Here is a 19,310-nt window from a genome sequence, read left to right as displayed (position 1 = left end):
TTAGAAAATTAGTAATTGAAATCTTTTCTGTTATCTTCAATTTTAGCGTTAGCTTTCAATGCAGGGACAACTCTATTTGCATCTGAAGCGCTTTGTGCTTTTAATTTAGTTACATAAGCAGCATGACTTTTTAGAACTGGCGCTTTTACTGTACTCATATTTTTTACCACATAAATTCCTGTATTTCCTTCAATTGGGGCAGACAATTTGTTCGCAGCTAATGCAAATGCATTTCCAACTACTTTTGGCTCTTGACCAACACCTGGTAACATTGTGTTTTCCATAGTAAGACCAGCTGCTTGTTGCACTGTTCCTCCTACTGCTTTTGCAATTGCTTCAAGAGAAGAACCTGACATTTTTGCTTTGATAAGTTCTGCTTTTTTCTTGTTTTTAAGAATTGGCTCCACATAAGGTCTAGCTACAGAAACAGCTACTAAACCAGAATCGTCAATACTTTTCAATTTTGCGATCACGTGACCTACATTAGCTACTTCAAATCTTTTTACAGTTCCTACTTTAACTCCATCCTCAAAAGCCCATCTTACGATTGTTCTTTGATTTCCTAGTGTTCCAAAGTTTTCATCCATTCCTTTTACAGAAACAGCCGGAGAAACCTTAAGGGCCATTTCTTTTGCTACTTTATTAAAATCTTTATCTGCAGCATCCATTTCTAATTTAGTTGCCTGAGTAAATATTTTGTCAGAAGTTGCTTCTGAAGCTTCAATTTTCTGAGCCACAGTAGCCAAACGAATTCCGTCTTGTTTGTCCGTAATTTTAATAATATGAAAACCAAATTCAGTTTCTACTAAACCAACTTTTCCGATACCGTTACTAAAAACAAAATCATTAAATGGTTTCACCATTTGGTTTGGGCCAAAATAACCTAAATCACCGCCTTGTTGTGCTGATGAATCATCAGAACTTGTGAAAGCCAACATCATGAAACTATCTGGATTAGCATTTACTTGTGCCAAAATACTTTCTGCCTTTGCTTTTGCTTGTTCTTTTGTTCTTTTTTCTTTTTGGTTTGGAACCTGTGTTCCTTCGTAACCAATTAAAATATGACTTGCTTTAGCATTAACTCCTGATTTCATTCCCATCGATTTTGAAATACAGTAGTATTTCCCAAACATGTATGGTCCATAAACTGCACCTGGAGCAAGGTTAAACAATTTATCAGCATCTACAGCCGGTAAATCTTTTTTAGCAATGTAGGTTGAATCATAAGGAACATCTGAATTTGAATTAACGAATTCTACTGTGTTCGTCGTTGTTCTAAATCCTGGCAAAGTATCGTTTTTACCAGTAGCCTGGTTGTACACCACACTTCCGGTTAACAATGCATTTATTTTTGATTTTACTTCCGTTTCATCCGCTGCAGAAGCTTTGTCTTCGATCAAAACATATTCTACTTCACGAGATTCGTCAGCTTTGTATTTTTTTTCATTTTTCTTCATGAAATCAACAATTTCAGCATCAGTAATTTTTACTTCACTGTCTTTAATTGTAGAATATAAACCTGCAACGTAAGCAAAGTTTACTTTGTTAGCTTCCATTTCATATTTCAACTTTCCTTCGCTTTCAGTTGTATAAACTGCTGCTTTAATCAAAGTGTTATACATTTGATATTTAGCGTTCAAATCAGCATCTTTCTCTCTCTCTTTCAAGAATTGAGCTTGCGCAGGATTAGCTTTGAAGTATTCTTTGAATTTTGCAACGTCAAAAACACCGGCAGCATTTAAAAACAATGGGTTTCCACCAATATTTTGATCTGCTTTCAAAACTTCCAATAAGTGTTTTTCACCTACTCTAAGTCCTAATTTATCAAATTCAGAAGTTAGTAAAGCTATAGAAACTTCTTGTTCCCAAACTCTGTTTGCAGCTGCTGTTGAAGTAATCCCTTGACCACTTTTTTCAACATTACTTACTTTAACTCTAAAATCTTCAAATGAAATATCTTTCCCATCGATGCTTCCTACATCTTTTGATGTACTACTGAAACCACCGCTGTTGAATATATCACCTATGATAAATGCTAATAAACAAAACCCAATAACGAGTATCAGAAGAAGTGAACGTTGTCTAATTTTTTGTAAAACTGCCATTTTATTGTTGTTAATTTTTATATTCAGTTTGCGAAAATACAATTATCTAATTAATAATTATACTAGTAGCGTTTTATTTTGCAAGAAATTTTATTTTGCTAAAAAAAATCACTCTTGTACGGTCATTTTTACTAATTCTATTTTCTTATTTGTGGCTTCTTCAATTATAAAATGATAGCTGCCTATGGTAATTGTCTCGCCTTTTTGAGGGATTTCTTTTGTAAAATCTACTATAAACCCTCCAAGTGTCCCGTAAGAATCACTTTCGGGAATTGCAAGCTTATAGGTATCGTTCAAATATTCAACATCAAAACGGGTTGAAAAAACAAAAACTCCTTCTCCCAATTTTTTTTCTATCAATTCTTCGTCTGAATCGTGCTCGTCTTCAATTTCACCAAAAAGTTCTTCTACAATATCTTCTATAGTAATAATTCCAGACGTCCCTCCGTATTCATCTAATACTACTGCGACGCTTTTACGCTTTTTAGTAAGCAAATTCATGGCATCTTTTATGAATATTGTTTCCGGAACAAACTCAACCGAAATCGCAATTTCCTTGATATTATTTGGTTTTTTAAACAAATCAAACGAATGAACGTAACCGATGATATCATCAAGAGAATTTTGATACACCACTATTTTAGAATACCCTGTTTCTATGAATAACTGCTTCAGTTCTTCGATTGAATCGAATACATCAACTGCAATAATTTCTGTTCGCGGACTCATCACATCTCTGGCTTTCACGCCAGAAAATTCTAAGGCATTTTGAAACATCTGTATTTCAGAATCTACCATTTCATTATCCTCAATTGTACTCATTTGCTCCGTAATGTAATTTCCAAGTTCTATTTTACTGAAATACAACTGAATAGTATCCCCTTCCGTTTTAAAGAATTTCCTTAAAATAAAATCAGAAATCCCAATAAAAAAGGTAGAAATAAAATAGAAAAATTTATAAAAAACATACGCTGGAACTGCAAAAACCTTAATTAATGAGTTCGCATAAATTTGAAAAAAAACTTTAGGAAGAAATTCGGCAGTAATCAACATCACCAGTGTCGAAACCAAAATTTGAAGCACTAAACTTAACCAATCTGAAAAATGATATCCTAAAGCAGCAAACCACCGTATCAATAATTCACCCATAAAAAAACCATAGACCACCATCGCTATAGTATTTCCAATAAGCATAGTTACTATAAAATTAGTAGGCTTTTCAGTAAGCTTTGTAAGTATTTTTGAAACGAAATTATCTTGTTTTTTTTCAATTTCAAGATAAATTTTATTGGAAGAGACAAAGGCTATCTCCATTCCTGAAAAAAAAGCACTTAGTATTAGACACAATATGATAATACTAATTTCCATTAATTAGGATTTTTTGTTTCGATCATCAAATTTTTTGGCAAATTTTCTTCTAAAGAAAAACATGAAAATAGCCAATCCTGCAATCATGAAACTCAACCAAGGCGTTCCTGCAGGATCTTTTAATTTAGTGACACCATCATAAATGAAATAGGCACCAAAAACAAGATAAACGTATTGTGTATATTTTAGGTAATTCATAATGTATTTGTATTAATCGGCGGATTCAATTTCGCCTGTTATTTTTTGAGAATTAATCACTTTGAAATCTTTGCTAAAATCGATTCCTTGTCCGTTTGAAGTTCCTTTTGGATCCGTAAATTTAAACTTTCTTTCCGTAAAGAACCATTCATTTTTTTGATCAAAATACAACTGCTCCGTTTCTAGCGTCTGACCGTCTTCCGTAAAAATTTTTACTTTTCCTTGTAAATCAATGATGCTGGTTCCTTTATACGAAATGGCATAATTGGATTTTATAAATGTTTTCTTCGCTTTTTTATCGAATAAAGTAACATCAATCCCTTTTGGAAATTCCGTGAAAGGAAAATCAACACTGGAATAATCCAACATTTTAGGACTTACCAGAATTGCAGTAATTCGTCCCGAATCAGTGTATTTCAAATTTACTATATCAGCGTCACTGGTAGGAATAAATTCCGAAAAATTAATCTTCTGAATTTCCTTAAAATTACTTTCGCAACCAAAAAACAGTGTCACAGCAAAAACTGTGACAACTGATTTAATATAATATTTTTTGACTAAAGTCATACGCTGAACTTGGCGAAGAAATTTGGCAATAGTACCAATTCTTGTTTTTAGTTGAATTTTCGTTTTTCAAACCACCTGTCATTAAGTGAAAAGCTCACACTTAAGTTTGCGTAGTTCTCCTGAACAAGATTTGCTTTTGTAGTTCCTTTTTTCCCTAACTCGAAACCAAAATTAACATTTGAGAAACTACCCGTTATCGGAAGTCCTAAACCAAAAGTTAACCCCATATCATTTATAGATTCTGAGTTGATAACCAATCCTGTTTTTTCATATTTAATACCGGCTCTGTAAACAATTCTTTTTGCATAACTAGAAAACGAATTGTAATTAGGAACGTAATATCCTCCTAAACTAACGCTGCCATATTTTCCATAACCTACATTCGCTTCGTCATTATAATCGTTTGCCTGACCTGAAGTTTTACCATAAGAAATCTTACCCCCAAGAAGCCATTTTTTAGCCTCTCCAATTCCCGCGCTTAACGATATTTTACTTGGCATTGTTATACTTTTTTCTGTTTTAACATCATCAAGAGCATCAACTACAGCCAAATCAAAATTTGAATTATAGATTACTGTCGAAATATTTCTTGTATTTTTAGATGTTAAAGTGCTTTCCAATGAATACGTTAAACTACTAAAAACAGATATTTTTTTGTAAATCTTGGTTTGATACATCATTCCAAGATTAAAATTCACTCCTGATAAATCTGCTGAATTCAATTCGCGCGTCCCAATAGGAACTCCATTAATAAATTCCAGACTATTTGTTTCAATTTTTCCAAAATTATAATTCACATCGGCACCAACGCTGAAATTTGGAGCAATTTTATATCCTAAACCCAAAAAAGCTTTATTCAAACCACCTGTCCCGTTAAACCGTTTGTTGTTTTCTGTTCCATTTTCTGAAATAGATTCAATTTTATACCCAACAGAAGAATACGGAATCAATCCAAAACCTAACCCAAACTTACCTAAAGGCAAACCAACTGCCAAATAATCCAAAGTAGTTCTTCTGGCATTTGCAGATTCAGTATTGTTTTTTAAAGTTGTAGTTCCATAAGTTCCTCCTAAAGTAAAAGTAGTTAATTTAAGACTTGCGTAACTGGCTGGATTTTGTAAGTTCATGTGTATACTATCCTGCTCAACAGCTACTCCTGCCATAGAGCGGTTTTCGAGCGTTCCTTTGAATCTTACATCCCCTATTCCGTAAAAAGAATATGGAGAAGATGTTCCTTCTTGAGCAAAAGACACTAATGATAAAAGCAAGCATGCGCTTATTATAATTTTTTTAATCATTTTTGATTTTATATTGAAATGTTTGGTTCAAACTTTCCAGAAGAAAATTTGAATTGGCAAATATGGTATTTTTTAATCGTTTAGCCAAAAAATCTGTGTCGCCACCCGTTAAAATTATTATAAAATTTGAATACCTTGCTTTATACTCCTCGATAAAACCGTCAATCTCATAGACGAAACCGTTAACCACACCAGAATGAATTGATTCAGAAGTAGATGTTCCAATTAAATCTTTTGGACTTTCTAATGATAACAAAGGAAGTTTAGCCGTAAAATTATGTAACGCTTCGTACCGCAATCGCAATCCTGGCGCAATAGCTCCGCCCAAATAATTATTTTGCTGATCAATAAAATCATACGTTACACAAGTCCCTGCATCAATAACTAATCGATTCTGATTTGGAAATTGAAGCGTTGCTCCTGCGGCAAGAACCATTCTGTCAATTCCCAAAGTTTTAGGAGTCGAATAGCAATTATGGAACGGAAAAGGATCTTCATGGGATAGAAAATGCACATTTAGCACTTTATCATAGGCTAAAAAAGACTGTTTTTCGACATCTCCAACAGATGAAACGACCAAATCAGTTATTTTTTCAAATTTTTTTAAAATATTTTCAATATTTTTTTCAAGTTCTATTTTAGAAAAAACAAAGACTTCAAAAAGTATAGCGCCCTCAAAAACAGCGCCTTTAATTCTGGTATTTCCAACATCGATAACTAAAATCATAATTTGTTTTTTGATGTTGCGAAGGTACGAATTGATTTTTTTTAAAAAATGTTTTGGATAAACTAAAAATCATTCTATATTTGCACCCGCAATAGCGAGGTACCTTAGCTCAGATGGTAGAGCAATGGACTGAAAATCCATGTGTCCCTGGTTCGATCCCTGGAGGTACCACAAAAAATTTCCCTAATCCTTTAATGAGGCTTTAGGGATTTTTTGTTTTTGGACCTATTCGACTACTGATAATTGCTTAGATCTTTTATTTGTCCTGTTTTACAACACAAACAATACTCTTTTACAGACCATCATTCAGTATTATTTTGTCTAGTAGGCTACCGTGTTTAAAATAACCCCCTTGAAATATCGAAAATATTTTCTACTCATTATAAAATTAACGTAATTCCTGCTTTAGAATTACCTTATGTATATTCCAAGAAATAAAAAACAATGAATAATACTACGCAGATTTCCCATACTTTTATATATTTACTAAAATCCAAGTCTCACCTTTATTCGATCAACACAATTAAAATTTGACACAGCACTACTTGTTGCAAATATTAGAAACGCGGCATCAAATAAAGTTTAGCTACAAAATTACAATTATGAGAAAACTTTCAATTTTACTGTTTTTTATCACTACTCTACAATCTGCCATTGCTCAAAATGAAAAAGAGGCTATTAACCTGACGGATCTGTTAAAAATTAAGACTGTTGGAAATGTAACGCTCACTAAAGACGGATCAAAAGCAGCCTTCACTGTTACCGCTATTGAAGCTGATGAAAACAACAAGTTAGATTACAAGTATCTGACCCAAATCTATAGTGCTTCTCCATCAAACACCTCACCTCCAATACAACTCACTACTTCCAAAGAAGGTGCTACAAAACCTGCATGGAGCCCTGATGGGAAACGACTGGCTTTTACACGAATGATAGACGACAACTCTCAGATTTTTATTCTGTCAATTGAAGGAGGAGAACCAATCCAATTGACAAGCCATAAATACGGGGCAAACAATCCGAAATGGTCCCCAGACGGAAAAAAATTAATGTTTTCTTCCAATATCTCATTTCAAGAACTACTCAAAGATTCTACGTTAAACAAATCTTTTTCAACACCAACTTGGACAATGGAAAAACCAGGTTTTGACAAAAATGAACATTTGTTGCCTAATAAAGCTCGACTAGACCCCGACGGAAGTTTATCTGAAATAAGGGCTTATTTGGATAAAAATGCTACGGATAAAAAAGCTATTGTACTAAATAAATTGAACTTTCAAAATGAGTCAGTTATTTCTTCTGAAATAAATTTCAATCACTTTTTTGACATTAATACCACTGCAAATGCCAAACCCCGTTTATTAACAAAAGGCTTTTATAGTTTCACTAATGCTGAATACACACCAGACGGCAAACAAATTGTGTTTTCGGGAAATATTGATAGTACAGAGAACCCAGACCGTTCATTAGAAAGCGAAATTTATATAGCGGATAGTGATGGTGGTAATTTTAAAATGATTTTAGGCGAAAAAGATAAAAAATACAGCAATGCATCTGTATCACATTCTGGCAAATGGTTGGCTTTCCTCTATAGCAACACCTCTTTTATATCAGTACCTACGTTAGCAATAATGCCACTTAATGGAACCGAAAAAGACATCAAAACCTTTCCTTTCGACCGCAATAAAACAAATCTTACCTGGAGTAAGGATGATAAATATCTATACTTCACAGGACAAAGTAATGGAGGAAACATCTTGAACAGGCTCAATATAAACACCAAAAATATAGAGCCATTATCCAGTAGCGAAGTTGGCATTACAAGTTTTGATATTTCAAATAACACTCTTGTTTATTCTAAGACACAGGTATCAAATCCTTCTGAGCTGTATTTTGCAAATACTAATTTCAAAAAAGAAAAGAAAGGAAGCAATCTTAATGACTGGCTACTAAATAAGAAATTATCCTTTCCGGAAAAGAAAACTTTTATCAATGACGCAGGCATGACCATTGAGTATTGGGTAATGAAGCCTACCCAGTATCAAGAAGGAGAAAAATATCCGCTATTGTTAGAAATTCACGGCGGCCCCTCAGCCATGTGGGGACCAGGAGAAGAAAGTATGTGGCACGAATACCAATATTTCTGTAGTAAAGGGTACGGCGTTGTTTACAGCAATCCAAGAGGTTCCGGCGGTTACGGTTTAGATTTTTTAAGAGGTAATGTCAATGACTGGGGCAAAGGTCCTTCCAGCGATGTACTTACGGCTCTAGACAAAACCATAGATCAGGGCTGGGCTGACCCATCGAAATTACTAATAACAGGAGGGTCGTATGCCGGCTATCTTACAGCATGGATTATCAGTCATGACAATCGCTTTAAAGCCGCCTGCGCACAACGTGGTGTTTATGATCTTCCCACTTTTTTTGGCGAAGGAAATGCATGGAGACTCGTTCCAAATTATTTTGGGGGTTATCCATGGGAACCAAAAGTTAAGGAAATTCTAATACGAGAATCCCCATTAACATACGTTGAAAATATCAAGACACCATTCATTATTTTCCATGGAGGCAACGATCGTCGAACGGGATTTGTTCAAGGAGAAATGATGTTTCGCAGTCTTAAAGTATTAGGCCGTCCTGTCGAGTATGTGGTACACCCTGGTGCAACACATGAAATTACCAGAAATGGAGACAACCGACAGCGAATGGACCAAATGTTACGAACATTTGAATTCTTCGAAAGATGGTTAAATAAAGACAAGTAAAGTACACCTATGAATTTTATGCCAAAAGGCATACCGATCAAAATGTATGCCTTCGCAAAATAGAAATAATTCTTTTAAAGGAATTCTACGTTCAATGGATACTATCGAAAAAAATAGGCTGTTCAATTAAACCCCTTTCTACTTATAAAGCGAAGTAAATTCAAATGGAACGAATTGAAAATCAATTCACCCTTTAAAACTAGCGGATAGCAAAGTATTCATTGGCTTTTTGGATTAATAATGTACCTTTGGTTTTAAACATTTCAAATGACAAAATCACAATTTCAAAATACCTCTGATTGGATTGACGCGAAAAATGCTCAAGATCCAAATATTGAAATTTATCAATCTAAACGTTATCCGAAGGAATTATTATATTCTAATCGAATGTACCAAAGACTAATGTCTTTTTATCCTGAAGCGTCTGAAGAAGTACAGATTGCTTCCAAAGCGCAACATATCTGTCGATGGGAAGTCGCACGAGAGTCCTTTCCAATGGATCGAGTGGGTTATTTAAAATGGCGTGAGGATCTAAAAAAATTCCATGCTAACACTACTGCTATAATTTTAAAAAAAGCAGGCTATTCCGAGGAATTCATTGCACGTGTTTCTTTCCTAATCGAAAAAAAATTACTCAAGAAAGACACTGAAACACAGCTGTTGGAAGACGTAATCTGCTTGGTATTTCTAGAATACTATTTAGACCCTTTTGTTCATAAGCACGACAGGGAGAAACTGAAAAATATAATTCTCAAAACTTGGAATAAAATGTCTGAAAAAGGACATCAGGAAGCTCTAAAAATCAACTTCAGCACTACAAACTTTCAATTGATAAAAGAGGCTCTGGGATTGTAATTCGATTTCTATATATAAGAAATGGCAACATCCATACACACCCTTTCCTTTAGAGAATGTTAAGAACTGTACTAATTTGTCGCATATAGACATAGCCTTGACACTATTAACACAGCTTGTATATAGAGAGGCGCATTTACAAAAATTAAAAGGCTTATTCCACGAGCATCAAAACATTGTTGTATTACAACAAGTGTCGATGCTATTCTTCAATTACACTTTTACCACACCATCATTTCACATAACCCTTTTGCAAAAATGCAATTTTAACTTCCGTAAAATATATTTTGTAAACAAAATGATTTCAAAACCAAACTAAGACCTTCAGGAAAGTCTTTATTTTAAAAGTCATAAAATTTATCAAACACACATAGTTTTCTCAATAAAAATGCACCTTTCATAAAATTAAACCAATTTTATTAGATAATTCTCTTTTATATAGTTGCTAAATTACTATATTTATGCAAAATTTATATATATGGAACTTTTAACGTGTCCGAAATGCCAAAACACCCACATCATAAAAAGCGGGATAATCAACAGTAAACAAAGGTACTTGTGCAAAAAATGCAATTATTTTTTTACGGTTAATAAAATTGGCAAAAAGATCGATGATTACTATGTTACCAAAGCATTACAACTATATCTCGAAGGATTGAGTTTTCGTGAAATAGAGCGAATTATAGGGGTTTCCCACGTCACAGTAAGCAACTGGGTAAAGACCTTCAATATAAAAAAACCGTCTCACGCCAACTACCATCCTACTTACAAGATTTTTAGTCACTTAGAGCTGGTAGAATATTTAAAAAACAAACAATTACTCTCTGGTGCAGGTATGATAATAACCGAACTTGGCGATAAGTTTATGCTCATAAAGTGGGAGCGCTTCAAAGATTAACTATATACATTTACACATAAATATACCTAACTTTTTTTTTAGAATAAAATAATAGAATTTGGCGCTTTATTAACCAACCATTTAACAACCAAATCTTATTTATGAAAAAAATATTTTTTATAGCGGCAATACTCTTATTGTCCCTAAAAGGTTTTTCACAAGGCTCCACCGATTATGGTAGCGGAATGAAATTCAATTTGAACGAAGATGGTTCAAAGTACATGCGCTTCATTGCTTGGAACCAAATATGGTTTCGTTCCAGCCAAATGAATCCAGGAACAATGATTGGAGGCGAATCGGCTTCAACTGGAACAGATATCGGAAACAGACGTTTGCGTTTTCTGGCGTATTCTCAAATATCTAAACGATATATGATTGTGACACACTTTGGTATCAACAACCAAACCTTTACAAATGGGGGTGCTGCTGGAACTACAGGAACCGGCGGGTACGGAGCCGGAAAAAAACCAGGAATATTTTTCCACGATGCATGGAACGAATACGCCTTAGTTTTACCTGAAAAAGACAAAAAATTCAGTTTGACTATGGGTGGCGGATTGCATTACTACATGGGATTATCCAGAGCAACAATGGCCTCTACATTAAACTTTCTAACAATTGATGCTCCAATTTTTAACTGGCCGTTAATTGAAAACTCCGATCAGTTTGCCCGACAAATGGGCTTATTTGCCAAAGGTAAATATGGTAAACTAGAATACCGTGTGAGCTACAACAAACCTTTTGCAACCAACTTAGTACCTACGAATGTAACTTCAGCTGATAATGCTGTAGCAGTAGACAATAGTGGAAATACAAAGTGGTCCAAAGCGGGTTATTTCGAATACCAGTTTTTAGATCAAGAAGCCAATGTACTGCCTTACAAAGTAGGAAGTTACCTTGGAACTAAAAAAGTATTCAATATTGGCGCTGGTTTTTACACTGCGCCTGACGCAACTAAATCTTCTGTTAACAATACTATCAGTAAACACAACATCAATCTTTTTGCAGCGGATGTTTTTCTTGATTTGCCTGTTGGAAAAAAAGAAAACAAAATGGCCGTAACAGCATACAGTGTTTATTACGACTATGATTTTGGTCCAAATTATTTACGCAACGTAGCTATCATGAACATTGGTTCTGCTGACCCTAGCTTCACTGGAAATAGAGCAATGGCCGGTCCTGGAAATGCACAAGCTACGATTGGATCAGGTAATATTTGGTACACACAAGCCGGAATTTTATTGCCCAACAAAGCAGTCAAACCTAAACTACGCGTACAACCATTTGGAGCTTTTACCTACAAAAATTTTGATGCTTTAGATAAATCAAGTACTCAATTTGATCTGGGGACGAACTTCTTCTTGGATGGACAACACGCCAAAATCACAGCACAATATTCAACCAGACCCGTTTACACTACTCCATCTAATATCTCAGGATCAAAAGGAGAATTCATTGTACAACTACAAATCTATCTATAAACTAATTTTAAAAGTATAATTATATGAGTACTAAATCAACAAAAGGAATTTGGAAAGTCATCTCGGCCTCCTCAATGGGCACAATGATCGAATGGTATGATTTCTACATCTTTGGAAGTTTGGCAGTTGTAATTTCAACCAAATTTTTTCCGTCAGACAATCCTACTGCAGCTTTCTTATCTACATTGGCAACATTCGCAGCTGGGTTTGTAGTGCGTCCGTTTGGAGCCCTTTTCTTCGGAAGATTAGGAGATTTAATTGGAAGGAAATACACCTTCATGGTCACTTTATTGTTAATGGGAGGAGCCACGTTCTTGATTGGTTGTATTCCGAGTTATGAAACCATTGGGTTTATGGCACCTTTATTAGTCTTAATTCTTCGTTTGCTTCAAGGTCTTGCGCTGGGTGGCGAATATGGCGGAGCCGCAACGTATGTGGCCGAGCACGCACCAGTGGGACAAAGAGGGTATTGGACTTCTTGGATACAAACTACTGCAACTGTTGGATTATTTATTTCTTTGATGGTTATTTTAGCCACAAGAAATATTCTTACTCCGGAACAGTTTGACGCATGGGGATGGAGAGTTCCGTTTTGGGTTTCTATTATCATGGTATTTGTTTCGTATTTGATTCGAAAAAACATGGATGAATCTCCTGTTTTCGCTAAAGCAAAAGCGGAAGGAAAAACAAGTACGAATCCATTGAAAGAAAGTTTTGGAAACCGCTACAATTTGAAATTTGTCTTGTTAGCTTTATTTGGAGCCACAATGGGTCAAGGAGTTGTTTGGTATACTGGTCAATTTTACGCTATGAATTTCATGAAAACGGTAATGTCTATTGACTCATCACAAGTCGATACTTTACTTGGAATTGCATTAATCCTTGGCACACCATTTTTTATCCTTTTTGGTTGGCTGAGTGATAAGGTAGGGAGAAAATACATTATGATGGGCGGAATGTTACTAGCTATCCTATTATACAGACCTATTTACAAAAGCATGTACGAAACCACATCAGTAGCAAATAAAACTGAAATGGTAGAAAAAACGACTCTAGTTGCTGAGTTGAAAGAAAACAAAAAGCAAACAATGGACTCTATCTACACAACAAACAAAGAGTTTGCAGATGGAACTACTTTACTGGAAGTGAAAACCGTATCTTTAGAGAACGGCAAAGCTATGGTTGTAGATGGCAAAGCAAAAGTTGAAACCAAAACAACAATTAAAATCAACACTGCCGATAAATGGGCTTTAATCTTTTTAGTATTCATACAAGTATTATTTGTAACTATGGTTTACGGGCCAATTGCAGCATTCTTAGTTGAAATGTTCCCAGTTAAAATTAGATATACTTCTATGTCATTGCCATATCACGTAGGAAATGGAATTTTTGGGGGATTACTTCCTGCTATTTCAACTTATTTTGTTATCAATGCAAAAGAAGCAGGGAATCCAGAATTTTATCTCGAAGGGCTATGGTATCCTATAGTTATTGCTTCAATCTGTTTTGTGATTGGAATGGTTTACATTAAAAATAAAGACAAAAACACTCACATTTAAAAAAACAACTATGAATCAAATAAAAAGAATTTTAGGATTAGTTTGGATAGCATTAGCAGTTGCTGCAGCCTATTTTTGCATCTTTACTTTTGGATTACCAAAATTTATGTCAGGCAAACAAGAGGATTTAGTATTTGGAATTATTATCCTGTTCATACTCACACCATTAATCGTTCTAGGATTAGGCACTTTTGGGTATTATGCCTTGATGGGAGATTACGATGAAAAAAACAATTAATTAAATCAATACCAAAAAAACAATCTCTACATTCATTTGTAGAGATTGTTTATTTTTTTTACAATGAAAAAAAGACATGAACAAAAGCTGGTTATTCTTTCAGTGCTAATTCTATTAGGATTGAACATTCCACTTTTGCTATTATTTGACAGTTCCAAACCTCTTTTTGGTTTCCCAATAATATACCTCTACATTTTTTCGGCATGGCTGTTTTCAATTGCTATTACCTACATAATCATAAAAAGGTATTATGAATAGTATATGGCTTTTATTGATTTTGGCACTCTATGTCTCGATTCTATTTTACATAGCGCATTGGTCCGAAAAAAGGAAACACTCTAAATGGACAAACAATCCTTATATCTATTCCTTCTCATTAGCTGTTTATTGTACTGCCTGGACCTACTATGGTAGCATAGGTGTAGCAGCAGAAACAGGATTGGGTTATTTGCCTATTTATTTAGGGCCCATAATTATTATACCCACCTGGATGATAATCCTGAAGAGAATTATCCGAATTTCGAGAGTAAATAAAATCTCAAGTATTGCAGATTTTATTTCTTTACGATACGGAAACAGCAGATTTCTAGGAGCATTAGTAACTATGGTTTGTGTTTTTGGAATAGTCCCTTATATTTCTTTACAACTAAAATCGATTTCAGACACTTTTCATATTGTTAGTAAAACCCAATCGAGCGAAAATATTTTTACAGATACTACCACTTACGTTTGTATTGCTTTAGCATTATTTGCTTCGTATTATGGGACACGTTATGTAGACGCTTCCGAAAAAAGGCGCGGAATCGTAACTGCTGTGGCAATGGAATCCATCTTAAAGCTAGTTTTCTTTGTAATGATTGGTATCTACGTAACTTTCTTTGTATTTGATGGATTTGACGATATCTATCAAAAAGCGGCCGTACTTGAAAATTTCGACAAAAAGAATACTATTGGCGGCATCACTAAAGGAATTAACTGGTTTTTTCTTTGTGTGCTGTCCATGTTTGCCATTTTTCTTTTGCCTAGACAGTTTCACACTGCCATTGTTGAAAATAATAAAGAAAGCCATATCCGAACAGCAATGTGGCTTTTTCCACTGTATTTATTGCTTTTTAACATTTTTGTTTTCCCAATTGCCTGGGGAGGAAATATTCTTTTTGAGGGACAAGGACTCAATTCAGACACGTATTCTTTATTGATCCCACAATATTTCAACAATAATACACTAACCGTTTTAGTGTTTCTAGGCGGGTTTTCGGCAGCCATATCCATGATTATCGTTTCCTCGATTGCACTGGCAACCATGCTGAGTAACAACTTATTAATTCCTTATGGATTCATTGGTTCGCTACAAAATTATTCACAAGAAAAAAACAACAAACGAATCTTGATTAGCAGAAAAATAGGAATTTTTTCACTCATTATTTTGGCATATGCCATATACCGGATTTTCATTCTCGACTATTCTTTGGTTTCCATAGGACTGGTTGCCTTTGTAGTTATAGCGCAATTAGCCCCTTCTTTTTTTGGCGCCATATTCTGGAAAAGAGGCTCAAAAAACGGTGCTGTAACTGGAATTATTCTTGGTTTTTTAACTTGTTTTTATACGCTTTTAATTCCCTACGCCGTTGGGATTACTGAATCAACAAGCCTGTTCATTCAAGAAGGACCTTGGGGAATTGAATTACTAAAACCTTTTCAACTTTTTGGATTGGATTATTTAGAACCCATACCACATGCTGTTTTTTGGAGTTTATTAATCAATTTGATGAGTTATTTGGCCGTTTCCGTAAGTTTCAAAGGAAATTACAGAGAACGCAATTATGCCGAAATGTTTGTAGATATTGACAAATACATTACCAATCACGAAAATGCTTTTGTATGGAAAGGAACGGCTTACATTTCCGATATTCAAAAAGTGTTGCAACGATTTCTAGGCGAAGAAAGAACAAAACGAGCGCTTACTATTTTCAATTTAAAATACAATATTGATAAAAATATCACTACCGCTGACGCCCGATTTATAAAATTTGCCGAAAATTTATTGACGGGACACATTGGTACGGCTTCCGCCAAAATATTAATCTCAAGCGTAGTCAAAGAAGATAAAATTAGTTTACCCGAAGTGTTGCGAATTTTGGAGGAATCCAAAGAAAATATCATTATCAACAAGAAGTTGACAGACACTTCGAATGAATTAAAAAAAATATCCGAACAGTTAAAAAATGCCAATCAGGAACTGGTCAACAAAGACATTCAAAAAGATGAATTTCTGGACACGGTTACCCATGAATTGAGAACGCCGATTACGGCTATTCGTGCCGCAAGTGAAATTCTTCACGATGATGATGACATTCCGGAAGAACTGAGAAAACAGTTTTTACAAAACATCATATCCGAGTCGGATCGTTTGAACCGTTTGATTGATAAAATTCTGGATTTAGAAAAATTTGAAACCGGAAAACAAAAAATTTATTTGTCTAAAAACAACATTACAAAAACCATTAAAAACACGTTAGATTCCTTGAATCAATTGATTAAAAACAAAAATATAAATGTTGAATTCGACACTTCGAACAAAGAAATAAGAGCTTTTTATGATGAAGAACGAATTATCCAAGTGATTCATAATTTATTGTCGAATGCAATAAAATTTTGTTCGGAAACTAATGGAAAAATAGTCCTTACAATCCTTGAAAATGAAACCAATATTGAAGTCAAAATTCACAACAACGGTAAAATAATTAAAAAAGAAGATGCCGAAGCGATTTTTGATAAATTCTATCAGTCCAGAAATCAAAATATTAAAAAACCAATAGGAAGTGGATTAGGTTTAGCTATTTGCAAACAAATAATTGAACATCATAAAGGTAAAATTTGGGCAGAAGAAAATATCGCGGAGGGAGCCACTTTTATCTTTAGGCTGCCCAACTATAATACAACCGTAAACAGTTAAAAAATGAAGAAAATTTTAATAGTAGATGACGAGCCAAACATTGTAATGTCACTGGAATATACTTTCAAAAAAAACAATTTTGAAGTTTTCATAGCACGAGATGGTCAAGAAGCATTAGATATTTTGAAAAACCAACTACCCGATGTGATTATTCTGGATGTGATGATGCCCATGGTTGACGGTTTTGCCACATTGGAACAGATAAAAAAAGACGAACGACTGCGGCATTGCAAAGTCATTTTCCTATCGGCAAAAAACAAAGAAAAAGACATTGAAAAAGGACTTTCATTAGGCGCCAATTTATATGTGGTCAAACCCTTTTCAATCAAAAAATTAGTAGAACAAGTACAGGATTTAATTCATCAAGGAACCCATTCAACACCATGAAATACGAAGAAATTTACACCCGAAGCATCGACCAACCGGAAACATTTTGGGCCGCGCAGGCCGATGAAATTGAGTGGTACAGTAAGCCGGAAACGATTTTGTCGAAAGATGAAAACGGCTATCCGCTGTGGTATAAAGATGGTGAATTAAACATTTGTTATCTTGCATTAGACAAACACATTCAAGACGGATATGGTGATCAGATTGCCATTATTTATGATTCTCCGGTAACACAAATCATCAAAAAATATACTTTTTCGGAAGTAAAAATCGAAGTTGCAAAATTGGCTGGAGGCATGCAATCGCTGGGATTGAAGAAAGGAGATACTGCAATTATTTATATGCCAATGATTCCTCAAACTGCATTTGCCATGCTGGCTTGTGCGAGAATTGGGGTGATTCATTCGGTTGTTTTTGGTGGTTTTGCACCGCATGAATTGGCCATTCGAATCGATGATTGCAAACCTCGAGCAATTATTACAGCTTCCTCAGGAATCGAAGTTGATCGATTAATTGCGTACAAACCTTTAGTCGACGAAGCCATTGCACTTGCTTCACACCGACCAAAAAAAGTAATTGTTTTCAATCGAAAATTAGGTGCTAGAATTCCGTTTAAAAAGTATGATGTAGATTATGACGCATTGGTTTACGGTTCCGAAGAAACGCCTTGTGTTCCTTTGCATTCAAATCATCCGCTGTATATTTTATACACATCAGGCACTACGGGTAAGCCAAAAGGAATTGTAAGAGATACCGGTGGTTATGCAGTGGCGTTAAAATTTTCCATGAAACATATATACAATGTAAAAGAAGACGAGACTTTTTGGGCTGCTTCAGATATGGGCTGGGCAGTTGGCCACAGCTACATTCTTTATGGACCTTTATTGAATCGAAATACCACTATAATTTTTGAAGGCAAGCCCATAAAAACACCTGATGCGAGTACGTTTTGGAGAATAATATCAGAGCATAAAGTAGGCACCATGTTTACGGCTCCAACCGCTATTCGAGCCATCAAGAAAGAAGATCCAGAAGGAACATTTATCAAACAATATGATTTAAGCCATCTTAAAAATCAATTCTTGGCGGGAGAACGTTGTGATAATGCCACGTTAGAATGGTACCAACAGCACATTCCTATCCCGGTAATTGACCACTGGTGGCAAACCGAATCTGGCTGGCCAATGATTGCCAATTCACTTGGTATTGAAAAAATGCCCGTCAAATCCGGTTCAGCAACAAAAGCAGTTTGTGGGTATGACATTCGGATTTTTAATGAAAATGGAGAGGAATTAAAAGCAAATGAAGAAGGTTTGGTCGTTGTAAAACTGCCATTACCTCCAGGGAATATGTTGGGGATTTGGGAAAATGAAGCCCGTTTCAAAGCCAGTTACTTCAGTAAATTTGATGGGTATTATCTTTCTGGCGACGGTGGTTATAAAGATGAAGACGGTTATATTTTCATCACCGGAAGAACTGACGATGTAATTAATGTTGCAGGACATCGCTTATCAACAGCAGAGATGGAAGAAGTAGTTGCTTCTCACCAATCCGTTGCTGAGTGTGCTGTTATTGGAATCCATGATGAGCTAAAAGGGCAAGTTCCTTTGGCATTGATAGTAATCAAATTAGGAGATGAAATCGAACATTATCAATTAGAACAAGAAATTATTAAACTAGTCCGACACCAAATTGGGGCTGTAGCTTCCTTAAGAAATGCAGTCATAGTACAGCGATTACCAAAAACGCGTTCCGGAAAAACGCTCCGAAAATTAATGCGTAGTATTGCCGATGGCACCGATTTTCAAATTCCTTCAACAATTGACGATGAGAACATTGTAGGCGAAATTGCCATGGTTTTAAAGAAATATGAAATCGGTATTTATAATAAAAAACAAGAATAACTAA

At 34.9% G+C, this 19,310-nt stretch carries 15 protein-coding genes and 1 tRNA gene; 10 read left to right on the top strand and 6 right to left on the bottom strand.

What is annotated here, in order from left to right:
• Nucleotides 1–8 precede the first annotated feature (8 nt).
• From E0H99_RS04030 to E0H99_RS04005, 6 genes are all read right to left on the bottom strand, one after another.
• Nucleotides 9–2,105: a peptidylprolyl isomerase gene (locus E0H99_RS04030; protein ID WP_131991399.1), complete on the bottom strand. Its 2,097-nt coding sequence runs from the start codon at nt 2,103–2,105 to the stop codon at nt 9–11.
• A gap of 108 nt (nt 2,106–2,213) precedes the next feature.
• Nucleotides 2,214–3,473: a hemolysin family protein gene (locus E0H99_RS04025; RefSeq protein WP_131991397.1), complete on the bottom strand. Its 1,260-nt coding sequence runs from the start codon at nt 3,471–3,473 to the stop codon at nt 2,214–2,216.
• A gap of 3 nt (nt 3,474–3,476) precedes the next feature.
• Nucleotides 3,477–3,671, bottom strand: a complete 195-nt coding sequence (locus E0H99_RS04020; protein WP_131991395.1) for a hypothetical protein — start codon at nt 3,669–3,671, stop codon at nt 3,477–3,479.
• A 12-nt stretch (nt 3,672–3,683) separates the two neighbouring features.
• Complete coding sequence (gene lptC / locus E0H99_RS04015) at nt 3,684–4,238, bottom strand: LPS export ABC transporter periplasmic protein LptC (RefSeq protein WP_131991393.1); 555 nt, start codon at nt 4,236–4,238, stop codon at nt 3,684–3,686.
• Between the two features lie 47 nt (nt 4,239–4,285).
• On the bottom strand, nt 4,286–5,536 hold the full coding sequence (locus E0H99_RS04010) for a hypothetical protein (RefSeq protein WP_131991391.1): 1,251 nt from the start codon (nt 5,534–5,536) through the stop codon (nt 4,286–4,288).
• Nucleotides 5,529–6,263, bottom strand: a complete 735-nt coding sequence (locus E0H99_RS04005) for a type III pantothenate kinase (RefSeq protein ID WP_131991389.1) — start codon at nt 6,261–6,263, stop codon at nt 5,529–5,531. Before E0H99_RS04005 ends, E0H99_RS04010 begins: the two co-directional genes overlap by 8 nt.
• 98 nt (nt 6,264–6,361) lie before the next feature.
• Here E0H99_RS04005 and E0H99_RS04000 point away from each other — a divergent pair.
• The 10 genes from E0H99_RS04000 to E0H99_RS03950 all read left to right on the top strand — a co-directional run bounded on the left by E0H99_RS04000 (nt 6,362) and on the right by E0H99_RS03950 (nt 19,306).
• Nucleotides 6,362–6,434, top strand: a tRNA-Phe gene (locus tag E0H99_RS04000).
• 431 nt (nt 6,435–6,865) lie between these two features.
• Entirely contained in the window at nt 6,866–9,028 is a 2,163-nt protein-coding gene (locus E0H99_RS03995; protein WP_131991387.1) for a S9 family peptidase, read from the top strand.
• Nucleotides 9,029–9,295: 267 nt separating this feature from the next.
• Nucleotides 9,296–9,883: a DUF4202 domain-containing protein gene (locus tag E0H99_RS03990; protein WP_131991385.1), complete on the top strand. Its 588-nt coding sequence runs from the start codon at nt 9,296–9,298 to the stop codon at nt 9,881–9,883.
• 556 nt (nt 9,884–10,439) lie between these two features.
• The gene (locus E0H99_RS03985; RefSeq protein WP_165930248.1) at nt 10,440–10,781 is read left to right on the top strand and encodes a helix-turn-helix domain-containing protein; all 342 of its coding nucleotides are present in this window, start codon (nt 10,440–10,442) and stop codon (nt 10,779–10,781) included.
• Nucleotides 10,782–10,882: 101 nt separating this feature from the next.
• Nucleotides 10,883–12,262 (top strand): porin, encoded by a 1,380-nt coding sequence (locus E0H99_RS03980; protein WP_131991381.1) that lies wholly within the window; start codon nt 10,883–10,885, stop codon nt 12,260–12,262.
• A 23-nt stretch (nt 12,263–12,285) separates the two neighbouring features.
• Entirely contained in the window at nt 12,286–13,821 is a 1,536-nt protein-coding gene (locus E0H99_RS03975; RefSeq protein ID WP_131991379.1) for an MFS transporter, read from the top strand.
• A gap of 10 nt (nt 13,822–13,831) precedes the next feature.
• Nucleotides 13,832–14,059, top strand: a complete 228-nt coding sequence (locus tag E0H99_RS03970) for a DUF6814 family protein (RefSeq protein WP_131991377.1) — start codon at nt 13,832–13,834, stop codon at nt 14,057–14,059.
• Nucleotides 14,060–14,309: 250 nt separating this feature from the next.
• Nucleotides 14,310–17,015, top strand: a complete 2,706-nt coding sequence (locus tag E0H99_RS03960) for an ATP-binding protein (RefSeq protein WP_131991373.1) — start codon at nt 14,310–14,312, stop codon at nt 17,013–17,015.
• A 3-nt stretch (nt 17,016–17,018) separates the two neighbouring features.
• A complete protein-coding gene (locus E0H99_RS03955) occupies nt 17,019–17,402 on the top strand; it encodes a response regulator transcription factor (RefSeq protein WP_131991371.1) in 384 nt (127 codons plus the stop codon).
• Nucleotides 17,399–19,306 (top strand): AMP-binding protein, encoded by a 1,908-nt coding sequence (locus E0H99_RS03950; protein WP_131991369.1) that lies wholly within the window; start codon nt 17,399–17,401, stop codon nt 19,304–19,306. The genes E0H99_RS03955 and E0H99_RS03950 overlap by 4 nt, the downstream gene beginning before the upstream one ends.
• Nucleotides 19,307–19,310: the final 4 nt, after the last annotated feature.

It is taken from the genome of Flavobacterium sp. GT3P67, from assembly GCF_004349155.1.
GTDB lineage: Bacteria > Bacteroidota > Bacteroidia > Flavobacteriales > Flavobacteriaceae > Flavobacterium > Flavobacterium ranwuense.
This window is presented reverse-complemented; position numbering and strand designations above follow the sequence as displayed.

Bases quoted from the DNA above. Each gene is read 5' to 3' on its own strand.
- lptC (WP_131991393.1), bottom strand. From the start codon at position 4,238: ATGACTTTAGTCAAAAAATATTATATTAAATCAGTTGTCACAGTTTTT.
- E0H99_RS03990 (WP_131991385.1), top strand. From the start codon at position 9,296: ATGACAAAATCACAATTTCAAAATACCTCTGATTGGATTGACGCGAAA.
- E0H99_RS03955 (WP_131991371.1), top strand. From the start codon at position 17,019: ATGAAGAAAATTTTAATAGTAGATGACGAGCCAAACATTGTAATGTCA.
- E0H99_RS03970 (WP_131991377.1), top strand. From the start codon at position 13,832: ATGAATCAAATAAAAAGAATTTTAGGATTAGTTTGGATAGCATTAGCA.
- E0H99_RS03975 (WP_131991379.1), top strand. From the start codon at position 12,286: ATGAGTACTAAATCAACAAAAGGAATTTGGAAAGTCATCTCGGCCTCC.
- E0H99_RS04005 (WP_131991389.1), bottom strand. From the start codon at position 6,263: ATGATTTTAGTTATCGATGTTGGAAATACCAGAATTAAAGGCGCTGTT.
- E0H99_RS04030 (WP_131991399.1), bottom strand. From the start codon at position 2,105: ATGGCAGTTTTACAAAAAATTAGACAACGTTCACTTCTTCTGATACTC.
- E0H99_RS03980 (WP_131991381.1), top strand. From the start codon at position 10,883: ATGAAAAAAATATTTTTTATAGCGGCAATACTCTTATTGTCCCTAAAA.
- E0H99_RS03950 (WP_131991369.1), top strand. From the start codon at position 17,399: ATGAAATACGAAGAAATTTACACCCGAAGCATCGACCAACCGGAAACA.
- E0H99_RS03960 (WP_131991373.1), top strand. From the start codon at position 14,310: ATGAATAGTATATGGCTTTTATTGATTTTGGCACTCTATGTCTCGATT.
- E0H99_RS04025 (WP_131991397.1), bottom strand. From the start codon at position 3,473: ATGGAAATTAGTATTATCATATTGTGTCTAATACTAAGTGCTTTTTTT.
- E0H99_RS03995 (WP_131991387.1), top strand. From the start codon at position 6,866: ATGAGAAAACTTTCAATTTTACTGTTTTTTATCACTACTCTACAATCT.
- E0H99_RS04020 (WP_131991395.1), bottom strand. From the start codon at position 3,671: ATGAATTACCTAAAATATACACAATACGTTTATCTTGTTTTTGGTGCC.
- E0H99_RS04010 (WP_131991391.1), bottom strand. From the start codon at position 5,536: ATGATTAAAAAAATTATAATAAGCGCATGCTTGCTTTTATCATTAGTG.